The 10,108-nt window shown below is 38.1% G+C and carries 11 protein-coding genes; 8 read left to right on the forward strand and 3 right to left on the reverse strand.

What is annotated here, in order from left to right; translation table 11 throughout:
- Both M901_RS14045 and M901_RS14050 read left to right on the forward strand, forming a co-directional pair.
- Nucleotides 1–479 (forward strand): Hsp20/alpha crystallin family protein (locus M901_RS14045; protein ID WP_021278870.1); only part of this gene is annotated, 479 nt, incomplete at its 5' end.
- A gap of 59 nt (nucleotides 480–538) precedes the next feature.
- Nucleotides 539–1,615: a phosphatase domain-containing protein gene (locus M901_RS14050; RefSeq protein ID WP_021278877.1), complete on the forward strand. Its 1,077-nt coding sequence runs from the start codon at nucleotides 539–541 to the stop codon at nucleotides 1,613–1,615.
- Here the strand turns inward: M901_RS14050 and M901_RS14055 are convergent.
- Entirely contained in the window at nucleotides 1,601–1,843 is a 243-nt protein-coding gene (locus M901_RS14055) for a hypothetical protein (protein ID WP_021278869.1), read from the reverse strand. The two genes, M901_RS14050 and M901_RS14055, sit on opposite strands and share 15 nt — an antisense overlap.
- On the opposite strand from M901_RS14055, the gene M901_RS14060 reads away from it, so the two are divergent.
- The gene (locus M901_RS14060; RefSeq protein ID WP_021278872.1) at nucleotides 1,842–3,440 is read left to right on the forward strand and encodes an acyl-CoA--6-aminopenicillanic acid acyltransferase; all 1,599 of its coding nucleotides are present in this window, start codon (nucleotides 1,842–1,844) and stop codon (nucleotides 3,438–3,440) included. The two genes, M901_RS14055 and M901_RS14060, sit on opposite strands and share 2 nt — an antisense overlap.
- A 9-nt stretch (nucleotides 3,441–3,449) precedes the next feature.
- Here M901_RS14060 and M901_RS16790 read toward each other — a convergent pair whose 3' ends face one another.
- Nucleotides 3,450–4,313 (reverse strand): chemotaxis protein CheX, encoded by an 864-nt coding sequence (locus tag M901_RS16790; RefSeq protein ID WP_053335883.1) that lies wholly within the window; start codon nucleotides 4,311–4,313, stop codon nucleotides 3,450–3,452.
- A 50-nt stretch (nucleotides 4,314–4,363) separates the two neighbouring features.
- On the reverse strand, nucleotides 4,364–4,555 hold the full coding sequence (locus M901_RS14070; protein WP_021278878.1) for a hypothetical protein: 192 nt from the start codon (nucleotides 4,553–4,555) through the stop codon (nucleotides 4,364–4,366).
- A gap of 199 nt (nucleotides 4,556–4,754) precedes the next feature.
- Here M901_RS14070 and M901_RS14075 point away from each other — a divergent pair, with 199 nt between their 5' ends.
- From M901_RS14075 to M901_RS14095, 5 genes are all read left to right on the forward strand, one after another.
- Nucleotides 4,755–5,663: a phosphate/phosphite/phosphonate ABC transporter substrate-binding protein gene (locus M901_RS14075; RefSeq protein WP_021278875.1), complete on the forward strand. Its 909-nt coding sequence runs from the start codon at nucleotides 4,755–4,757 to the stop codon at nucleotides 5,661–5,663.
- Between the two features lie 29 nt (nucleotides 5,664–5,692).
- Nucleotides 5,693–6,454 carry a phosphonate ABC transporter ATP-binding protein gene (gene phnC / locus M901_RS14080; RefSeq protein WP_021278873.1) on the forward strand — a complete coding sequence of 254 codons (762 nt, stop codon included), beginning with the start codon at nucleotides 5,693–5,695 and terminating at the stop codon, nucleotides 6,452–6,454.
- Nucleotides 6,455–6,475: 21 nt separating this feature from the next.
- Complete coding sequence (gene phnE / locus M901_RS16795; protein WP_021278871.1) at nucleotides 6,476–7,558, forward strand: phosphonate ABC transporter, permease protein PhnE; 1,083 nt, start codon at nucleotides 6,476–6,478, stop codon at nucleotides 7,556–7,558.
- A gap of 125 nt (nucleotides 7,559–7,683) precedes the next feature.
- Nucleotides 7,684–9,306 carry an ATP-binding protein gene (locus tag M901_RS16800; RefSeq protein ID WP_021278874.1) on the forward strand — a complete coding sequence of 541 codons (1,623 nt, stop codon included), beginning with the start codon at nucleotides 7,684–7,686 and terminating at the stop codon, nucleotides 9,304–9,306.
- 81 nt (nucleotides 9,307–9,387) lie between these two features.
- Nucleotides 9,388–9,942: a hypothetical protein gene (locus M901_RS14095; protein ID WP_021278868.1), complete on the forward strand. Its 555-nt coding sequence runs from the start codon at nucleotides 9,388–9,390 to the stop codon at nucleotides 9,940–9,942.
- The last annotated feature ends 166 nt before the right edge of the window (nucleotides 9,943–10,108 follow it).

Raw genomic sequence — 10,108 nt, forward strand, 5'->3', positions numbered from 1 at the left:
CACAAGAAATTCTTAAACAAAAGAGAACTTCATTTAAAGAAAAATTCAGTTTACTTGAGAAGAATCACACAGAGATTCTCTCACGTATGAAAACTAAATTTGATAATGAAATCAAGGAACTTGTTTCAAAATACTCTGACTTTAAGAACCAAACTCTTGGTAAGCTTCAAGACAAGTTCTATCATGTCACAAAACTCGATCCAAAAGTCGAGAATAAACTCGATCACTACCTGGTAAAAATTGAGATTCCAGAACACGAAAAAGAACTCGTCAATCTTACAGCTCAAGAAAGAGATATTAGCATCTCTATGACTCGTAAGTTCACAGATAAAATGACTGATCAACTTGGCGCCAAGCATAAAACTCGCCGTAGTGAAGTCATGAATAAGTCTTTTCAAGTCCCTGAGATCATGGATTCGGCCAGTGTTGTCAGAAATTACGATCAAGGTGTTCTAACATTTAAGATCGCTAAGAGATAGCGCCGAATTCTTTGGAAAAAACATTGTTTTATCTTCTGAGATAGTTCATCATTAGATCTATGAAAAGAGCTCAACTAGTCAATTTCCTTGCCGTAAAAACAGATGATTCACTTGCCATTAGGGCCAATCTCACAATGCGCGAGAATATCTATTCCGCCGCAAGAAAATTAGAGCGCTTCTCACCAAGATTTCCTATTCAGGCCTATAAACTTCTCAATGCCTATGAGTTTAAGATTAAAATTATCGCAAGAGATGAAGATCACCAGATCTTATTCTCAAGAGACTTTGAATCAGATTCATATGGTGGATTTAATATCAAAATGGGATCTTCTGAAGTGGCCAAGGTTGAAAAACTCGAAGTCTTTGAAACTGGAAAGAGTCCTGGACTCGAAATCCTCTTAGGAAACTTTATCCCAATCAAAATTATGGGAGACAAGAAGTTAATCATTTGTGATTTTGACAAGACCCTCGTTGATACAAAGTACTCGACACCAGAAGAAATTTACAAGTCCCTGACAACTCCGCTCCATAGCTTTCCAACTGTTGAAGAGTCTGTCACGATGGCCAAAGATTATATAAAAAAGGGATTTCATCCTTTTATCTTATCGGCCTCTCCTCACTTCTATGAAGATGCGATGAGAGATTGGCTCTACGCCAATGATATTTACTCGGCCGGGATATTTTTGAAGGATTACCGCAAGGTCTTCTCAATCTTTGAAGGTGACCTCACTCCTAAAGACCTCAAGGTCCAAGGAATTTATAAACTCAATCACCTCCTAGATATCATTCATATGACAGGAGTTCCTGATGAGATTGTCCTGATGGGAGATAACTTTGAATCAGACCCTCTCATCTACTTAACATTTAATGAGCTACTACAAGGTCATAGTGAGCCACGTATGCTCTGGAATCGACTCAAGGATTATGAGGCCTTTAAATTAAGTACAAAGCAAAATAGCCTCTTTCTCAACAAGATCTTTCAACTTAACGATCTCATCAAGCAATCTCAAAAAAGAGCTGATGTAAAAATATATATTAGAAAGAAAGGCAAGGAAGATAAACTCAAGATCCCTGAGCAATTCTCTTATGGTATCGAGAAGGTTAACCTCTACGAGACAACTCTAACCCATAAGTAAATTCGGTGCCCAAAGAATAATTTGTCCAATACAAATATAGAGTCCCGTTTTATGGAACTTTTCAACATGAGCACGTCCCACTCTTTGTGACCATTTTTTTGATATAGGCCAATTCTCAGGAACCAATGGTGTAAACTCAATAAAGACCCTTAATCCAGACAAGGCCACTATAATGGCAATAAATGTTTGATTGCTTGGATGAATAAATGAATCTACAATATTAGTCATGAGTAAAGCCCCCCAAAATTCAACAGAACTACCAGTCATAAAGCTATTCGGCGAAGAAGAGGAATGTTTTTATCAACTAGGACTCAAAGATAAGGAACACGCAAAATCTGCCAGTTTCCATATCAAAAACCTGATTAGCACGGCCTGGGATCCGGTGAATTTAGTCGCACACAAGGCAATAGAAGCCTTCTTTGATAAGGTATTATTTAAAGATAGACGTTATGAAAGACTTCTTGAAGCCTATGCTCAGGGAAGTGGTCTCGAAATAAAGGAGCTCTCTCACGCTCTGCTTGTGCCTGAAGTCTGCTCTTTTCTAGGGCTTTGGTTACCAAAATTATCGACAATGCAATTTGGTTGTTCAAGTGCCTTTTGTCTTAACGATGAGGCAAAACCAGTCCACGCGAGGATCTTAGATTTTCCTCTCAAAGGAACCTATGACAAGAATGAGAGAATTCTAAGCTCTCAATACAAGGGACTTCACAAAGTCATGAGTTACTCAAGTGCGGGACTTCCCTTTTCAGGTCTTACTTCAATGAATGAATATGGCCTTAGCCTTGCCGTTCATCAAAAATTTACGAATAAATTCAATCAACATGGAGAGCCAATTTTCTATCTGGCCCATCAACTCATTCATCAATGTAAAGATATAGATGAGGCACTAGAATTTTTAAAGCAGTCACAAAGTTTAACATGCTGGAACTTTAACTTAGTTGATCCTTCAGGCAGAGTTCTTGAGGCAGACCTCAGTGGCAATGACCTCTTTTATAATATTTACGATCTTAATAAAGAAGGCCCTCTCTACATTTGCAATGAGGCCCTCAACCCAGAGATTGACCAAGAAGAGGAACTTCCACACAGTATTTATGAATACAATGAGCTTAGAAAAGTTCAAGGAGAAAAGAAGCTTAAGAAGATTGAGGGAAAGAAGAATATTCAAATTCTCAAAGAGTTTAGCTCCCCTCAACAAACGAAGAAATTAAGTCTCTCTCCAATCACCGTCTCAACAATGGCCAGCGTCCTTTTCGACGTTACCAAACTCGAGTCACACTATATTCCAGCAGAGGCGCCAAAGATTTACACTGACACAGTTGCGAGCATCACAAATCTCTTTGATAAACCGACTCAGAAATTGAGCCAATATAAGCCCAAGGCCTATAATCTTAACTATAAAGAAGGAATGAAGTTTCTTATTAGGGCACAACGCTACTTTGATCTCAATGACTTTCACGAGTGTTACCACAATCTGCAAATGGCGATAGAAACTTTTGAAGATGAAAATCTTCAGGCCCTAGCAAAGTTCTACTTTATCGTTGTTCAATATATTCATGAGCCCCATCTCAATGTCTTAAGGCAAATTCAAAAGGATCTTCTTGAAGTCACTCCTCACTTATCAAATTACTTGAGTGATGTTGCTAAAATCCTCGATCAGAGAATGGCCATCCTAACACAAGGGCAAAGATACTTAAGTGATGATCTCCAAAATAAGAACCTAAAGAAACGCTACCAGACAGAAGCTGGATTTAACAAATTAGCACACTATCCCCTAAGGCATCTGACTTTTATTCATATCGATATCATGGAAGTCATCTTTGCTTAGGAGCTTGTTCTAGAAAAGCTCTGGTGCAAGTTTAATAAAGAATTTACCAATTGAAGAATCAAAAGGGATGACATAGATCGGCTTCTTAGAATTAAGCTTTGGACTTTGATCAATAATTGGAATCGCCATATCAAGCTTGACTCCATTTTCTTCTAAGTGCTTCTTAGTTTGCCCATAGATCATATTGGCCAACTCTCCCGCAAAATCATTATTCTCATCATTTAATTGGTCAATACTCTGCCCTACAACCTTTTCATAAAGGTGCTTATATGACTTTTCAGGAAATGAAAGTAGTAAAGAACCGTTGAAGAAATCTGTCTTTAAAATGATCTTCCCTCTAATGGCCACATCTGTCTCCTCCATCTTAGTGAGAAGTTCAGGCTTATGGGCCACGACGTCTTCAATATTTAATGACTCAATCACACGATGAGTGGCCTTAATCAACACCTGCATAAACTCCCGGTCCAAACTAGAGTCCGTAGTTGCTCCTCTTGGAAAGAGCTCATTAGACACAATCTCAACGATCTGCTCTTTAGGCATAGGAAGTGAATGGGCCCTATAACCAATATCCTTTAAGGCCTCAGGTACTTCAATCATCTTAAAGAGAGAAAAATCTGAGAAAAAGAAGAAAACAAACTTTGGATGAACTTTTTGAGATTGCAATGATCTTAGGAAATAATCCAGATTCTTAAGCTTAAATGTGTCCTCCATCAGAACAGCATCAAACTCGTAGTCTGTTAATAGTTTTGTGGCAACGGTTCTCGTAGTCGCGATCTCTACACTCATCTTCTTATTAGATAGAAAGAGATCTTTGAGATCGTTGGCCCAGTCCGTATTTATAGATAAGATCAATACTTTTCGAATTATCTTCACTCAACCACCATAGTAATTTTTATGACTTATCGGTAAATTCTCCTCAAAACTCAAGAGATGATATTAATCTTTAACTTGGCCTTAACATAGACGTAATTATGGTCCTTTGCCCTATTTTCCCGCTCGTCTTTCTCCCGATCAAGGGGGTCACTATTGGTATAAATCGTCACATCTTTGTCCTCAACATAATTGAGTGGCTCAGGATGATCCAAAGGAAATAGAGGTTTAATATTTAATGCCATCCTTGAATTATACTATGCGTTATTAAAAAATTCATAGAATTTATATCAAGATTATATAAGCTATCTCACTGATATTATTCATTTTTCAAAAAAATCGGCCATCGCCGGTCGAATATCCTAAAAAGTTCGACCCAAACATGATAAATATTGCCCTAATTTAAAAAGATAACTAGTTGAATTGACGTAAGGAGAACACACAATGAAGGGACTTCGCCTAGTGCTGCCTTTGGTAGCAGCTTTTTTAATGAGTGCTTGTCAAAAAGATGCCAAGCTTGGAACAGAAAACAACCCAATTAAGCTATACTTCACACCATCTGTTGATGCTGACACTATCGCTTCAAACTCAGTTGATTTCATCAAATTTCTAGAAAAAGAAACTGGATACTTCTTTAAAACAGGTATCCCAACAAACTATATCTCAGTTGTTGAGTCTTTTGGTTCAAAAAGAGCTGACATTGGTGTTATGAACTCATTTGGTTACCTTATGGCCAATGAAAAATACGGAGCTTCTGCAAAGCTAAGAGTTATCCGTTACGGACACGACTACTACCAAGGGCAAATTATCGCTCACGTTGATAGTGATATTAAATCAATTAAAGATCTAGAAGGTAAGAAATTTGCTTTCACTGATCCATCATCAACTTCAGGGTATATGTTCCCACTAAAAATTATGAAGGAAAACAATGTTAATCCTTCAAACAAAACTTTTGCTATTAAGCACGACAACGTTGTGACAATGGTATACCAAAAGCAAGTAGACGCTGGTGCAACTTACTACTCTGCTCCATCAGAAGATGGAAAAATCAGAGATGCAAGATCAAGAGTTAAGACTCAATTCCCAGACGTTGAAGACAAGGTAAAAATTGTAACAATTACTGAAAAGATTCCAAATGACCCATTCGTATTCAGAAAGGATCTTCCAGCTGAAATTACAAATAAATTCATTGCTGCTGTTAAGAAATACCTAGCAACAGAATCTGGAAAGCAAGTATTTAAGAATATCTACTCTGTAGATGGTCTTGTTGATACAACAGACGCTGATTACGATGGACTAAGAAATGTAATCAAGTCAATTAACATTAACCTAGAAGAGCAACTAAAGAAGTAATTCTTAAACATAACTAAGCGAGAAAATAAATGATTCTTGAAGTAAAAAAAGTTAACAAGATTTACCCTAATGGATGTCACGCCCTAAATGACGTGTCTTTCAATGTAGATAAAGGTGAATTCCTTGTTATTATCGGTCTATCAGGATCTGGTAAGTCAACAATGCTAAGATGTATGAACAGACTACATGACGTGACTGCTGGAGAAATCCTATTTGAAGGTGAAGATATCACTAAGCTAAAAGGTTCTGCGATGAGAAGAGCAAGAGCTAATATTGGTATGATCTTCCAACACTTCAACCTTATCCCAAGAAGAACTGTTATGACTAACGTTCTGTCTGGAACTCTTTCTAGAACAGGGATCTTCAAGTCTATCCTAGGAATGTATTCTGAAGAAGATAAGAAGAAGGCCATGGAATATATCAAGATCGTAGGTCTTGAAGGAAAAGAAAACGTAAGAGCTGATAACTTATCTGGTGGACAGCAACAAAGGGTAGCAATCGCAAGAGCGCTAATGCAAAACCCTAAAGTTCTTCTAGCTGATGAGCCTGTTGCGTCTCTTGACCCTGCAACATCTCACTCTGTTATGCAGTACCTTAAGAAGGTAAATGAAGAACTCGGTGTAACTGTTATTTGTAACCTCCACTTCCTTTCTCTTGTACGTCAATACGCTTCAAGAGTTGTGGCCCTTAAAGGTGGAAAACTAATCTATGAAGGTCAACCTCTTGATATCGATGAAGAGTGGTTCCAAACTATCTACGGTGAAGATGCTGTAGAGGTAACAATTAACTAATAAAACTGAGGATTAAATATAATGAGTGCTACAACACAAGAAGTACAAAAACCAATTATGAATCCAGAGGATATGTTTGGTAAGAGAGCGAAGAAACACCTTTTCTCAATTCTTATTGATATCTTCCTTTGGTCTTATACAGTTCTAGCGTCTTGGAAAATTATCTATGAAAGACTAATCATGGGTATGAGATACCCAGAGTTTAGCTGGAACCAACCACTTATCTCTCTTGGAGCTGGTGTTGTTATCGCAGCAGTTCTCTACTTCACAAATATGTCTGTAGGTCGTGGATTTACAGGACTTATGAATAGAGATGAGAATAAGCCAATCATGAAAGAGCCATTCATCATCTACATCATGTTTGTAGTGGCCCTTACTTTTGTATCAGGAATCTACGTTTCTCAGGTTTCAGTTTATGAATTCCTATCAGAAAGTGGTCTAACTGGTGCAAAGAGAATCTTTACAGCTCTTTTAAATCCTAATTTTGCGATTCTTCAAGACGCTGTCTTTGCTGCTGTAGAAACAATCTACATGGCCTTTATTGCAACAGCTGTTGCTCTACCAGTTGCCTTTATCCTAGCTTTCTTCGCTGCAAGAAACCTCATGAGTGGATCTAGAGCGACAATGGCCGTTTATACAACAGTAAGATTCTTCCTTAACGTTTCAAGATCAATTGAGCCACTAGTTTGGGCGATTATCTTCTCTGTATGGGTTGGTATCGGGCCATTTGCTGGTATGTTAGCTCTTTGTCTTCACTCAGTGTCTTCTCTATCGAAGCTTTACTCTGAGCAGATTGAAAACGTTTCTAATGGACCAATCGAAGCAATGATGGCAACTGGTGCTCACCCTATCCAAGTAATTTGGTTTGGTGTTGTTCCACAAATCATTCTTCCATACCTTTCATTCACAATCTACAGATGGGATATCAACGTTCGTATGGCGACTGTTATCGGTCTTGTTGGTGGTGGGGGTATTGGTACTATGCTAATGCAGTACCAAGGTCTTGCAAAATGGAATGAAGTTGGGATGCTTGTTATCGTTATCGCGTTTATCGTTTGGGTAATGGACTGGATGTCATCTAAGATCCGTGAAGCGATCAAATAATAAAACTGATCATATCACTAAAATAAGAAGGCCCCATCTCTGGGGCCTTTTTTTATGCAGAAATTTATTTAGTTTTCGTGTGAAATAACCGATAATCATAGAGTTAACTCATCTAAAAGGTTGCTATGTTTAAAGAGTGGTTCCGCTCAAGACTTTCATTTATGCTGTTGAAGTACATCTTGATTACAAGTAGTTTCTTCACTTTTCTCAGTACAATGATTCAAGTCTATATTGACTATAGCTCAGACCTAAACACAATCTACAAGACCATTAATCAGGTTGAGAATAGTTACTCTAGCTCACTAGCAAACTCTCTATGGCACCTGGATAATGACCAAATCGAAGTTCAACTCTCCGGGATTCTAAAACTTAGAGATGTTGAGTTCATCCAGATTCTTGAACATAAGAGCTCCGGAAAATCGGTCTTTATGGAAATGGGTAATAAGAATGTTAATCGGAAGATCGAAAAGAGCTTCCTTTTAAAATACGGTCAAGAGGAAGAGGCGGCCATCGGTCAAGTTGTGATCATGGCCAACCTTGACCACGTCTACGATAGAATTCTCGATAGAGTCTTCATCATTCTCATCACCCAGACGATTAAAACCTTTCTTGTATCTTCATTGATTCTCTTCATCATCTATATCACTGTAGCAAAGAAGATTATCCTAATCTCAAAATACGCAGAAGACCTCACTCACAAAAATATTGATAATGAACTTAAGCTCAATCCTTCATTTATTGATGAGGTTAATGAAATTGACGACCTCATTTCATCACTAAATCGAATGAGATTAAACCTTAGAAACTATATCAAGAATAGAGATGAGGCCGAAAATCAGCTCAAGGACTACAAGTCCCACCTAGAGGAACTCGTCCTAAAAAGAACGAAGCAGCTTAATGACAAGAATACAATTCTAGAGTCAAAAATTGATGAAATTAATAAAATGCAAGACCAACTAATCGCTCAAGAAAAGCTGGCATCACTAGGGAATCTCACCAGCGGTATCGCTCACGAGATTAACAACCCTCTTAACTTTATTATCAATTTCGCCCAAGTTTCTAAGGATAGTGTAAGCGAGCTCTACGACAACCTTCAAACAGACCCTTCTTACACAACGGAGAAGAAGGATAATCTTATTGAAGAAGTAGAAGACCTCAAGAATATGGTTACTGAAATCACAGTTCATGGAAAGAGGGCCGAGCAAATCGTTAAAAGTATGCTAGAGCACTCCAGAACTGGAGATGAGACAAATATCAAAGAAAAGGCCAATATTCACGAAATCATCGAGGAGAACCTCAACTTCGCCTTCCACGCAATGAGGGCCAAATACAGAGGTTTCCATATCAACTTCTCCAAGAATTATGATAATGATGTTAAGGAGCTTGATGTTGTAAAAGGTGATATCGCTCGAGTCTTTCTCAATCTCTTTTCAAATGCGTTCTACTCAATGATTAAGAAGACAGAGAGTCGTGATTTTGAAGATTACATTCCTGAACTTGTGATTACAACACATCAAGAAAAGGGTCTCATCACTATCAAGATTCGCGATAACGGGCTTGGTTTTAACAAGGCCACAGCAGAGCGTATCTTTAATCCATTCTACACGACAAAGCCAACTGGAGAAGGAACGGGACTTGGTCTCTCTCTAAGCTTTGAAATTGTCACAGGGCTACACGGTGGTCAAATGATGGCCAATGGTGAACCTGGTCGATTTGCTGAGTTTACGATTAAACTTCCATGTGCTTAGTCTTTTTAATAACTTACACTAGCTAAATCTATTGTCAAAAGGCCCCTAAAACATTAATGTGCCCTTATGGGTTTAATGTTTATGTTTCCGGTTTCGGAAGAAGAAAAAGATAGAATTACTATTAACGAGAAGGGAATCACGCTGAAGTCTTATGGACTTCCTTTGGTTTTCTGGGGATACCTAAGTGCAATCTTAGTTGTTGTCTTTGCTATGGGTCTGGCCGTCAAAGGTCCAATGATCAAGCTCTACAATACTGATGATACAATCAACAAGGTGCTAGTTCTTGCGGCCGCGGCCACAATAATACTAGTTCCTCTAAGCACGATCCTCTTCTACTTCTATGAGAAATTTATCACGAAGAAAGATGATCAGCTGATCATTACTCATCGAGTTTTTTGGCTCCCCGTTTTCAGCACAAAACATCCTCTTGAATCAAAAGAGGCCTTTGAGATTCTCCACTTTATGGACTCGCCAAATGTAGCAAAACTACAACAAGACCCAAATTTAAAGGGTTTTGAGAATAAGGGATATTTTCAATTATTTGCTAAGAAAAAGGATGGGAAGCTCTTACTCGTTGATCGCTCTTCTAGAAAAGCTGATCTTAAAAAGATTCAAATGCTATTAAGTAAATATTAAAAAAGGGCCATTAACTGGCCCTTTCTTTATTGTTCTTCTGATTTCTTATTAAGATCTACATCTTTAATCTTAGTTGGCCTCTTTCCGCCACCGAGAGATTTCTCAACCTTGATTCCAGGTTTTTCTTTTTCCCAGTGCTTTTGCCAAGTATCACGACGAGCATGCT

Origin of the sequence: Bacteriovorax sp. DB6_IX (assembly GCF_000447775.1) — a bacterium.
In the GTDB taxonomy this organism is placed as follows: domain Bacteria; phylum Bdellovibrionota; class Bacteriovoracia; order Bacteriovoracales; family Bacteriovoracaceae; genus Halobacteriovorax_A.

What these genes read in the sequence shown, in the direction of transcription:
- M901_RS14050 (WP_021278877.1), top strand. Translation starts at nt 539, where the DNA reads ATGAAAAGAGCTCAACTAGTCAATTTCCTTGCCGTAAAAACAGATGAT.
- M901_RS14060 (WP_021278872.1), top strand. Translation starts at nt 1,842, where the DNA reads ATGAGTAAAGCCCCCCAAAATTCAACAGAACTACCAGTCATAAAGCTA.
- M901_RS14055 (WP_021278869.1), bottom strand. Translation starts at nt 1,843, where the DNA reads ATGACTAATATTGTAGATTCATTTATTCATCCAAGCAATCAAACATTT.
- M901_RS14070 (WP_021278878.1), bottom strand. Translation starts at nt 4,555, where the DNA reads ATGGCATTAAATATTAAACCTCTATTTCCTTTGGATCATCCTGAGCCA.
- M901_RS14075 (WP_021278875.1), top strand. Translation starts at nt 4,755, where the DNA reads ATGAAGGGACTTCGCCTAGTGCTGCCTTTGGTAGCAGCTTTTTTAATG.
- phnC (WP_021278873.1), top strand. Translation starts at nt 5,693, where the DNA reads ATGATTCTTGAAGTAAAAAAAGTTAACAAGATTTACCCTAATGGATGT.
- phnE (WP_021278871.1), top strand. Translation starts at nt 6,476, where the DNA reads ATGAGTGCTACAACACAAGAAGTACAAAAACCAATTATGAATCCAGAG.
- M901_RS16800 (WP_021278874.1), top strand. Translation starts at nt 7,684, where the DNA reads ATGTTTAAAGAGTGGTTCCGCTCAAGACTTTCATTTATGCTGTTGAAG.
- M901_RS14095 (WP_021278868.1), top strand. Translation starts at nt 9,388, where the DNA reads ATGTTTCCGGTTTCGGAAGAAGAAAAAGATAGAATTACTATTAACGAG.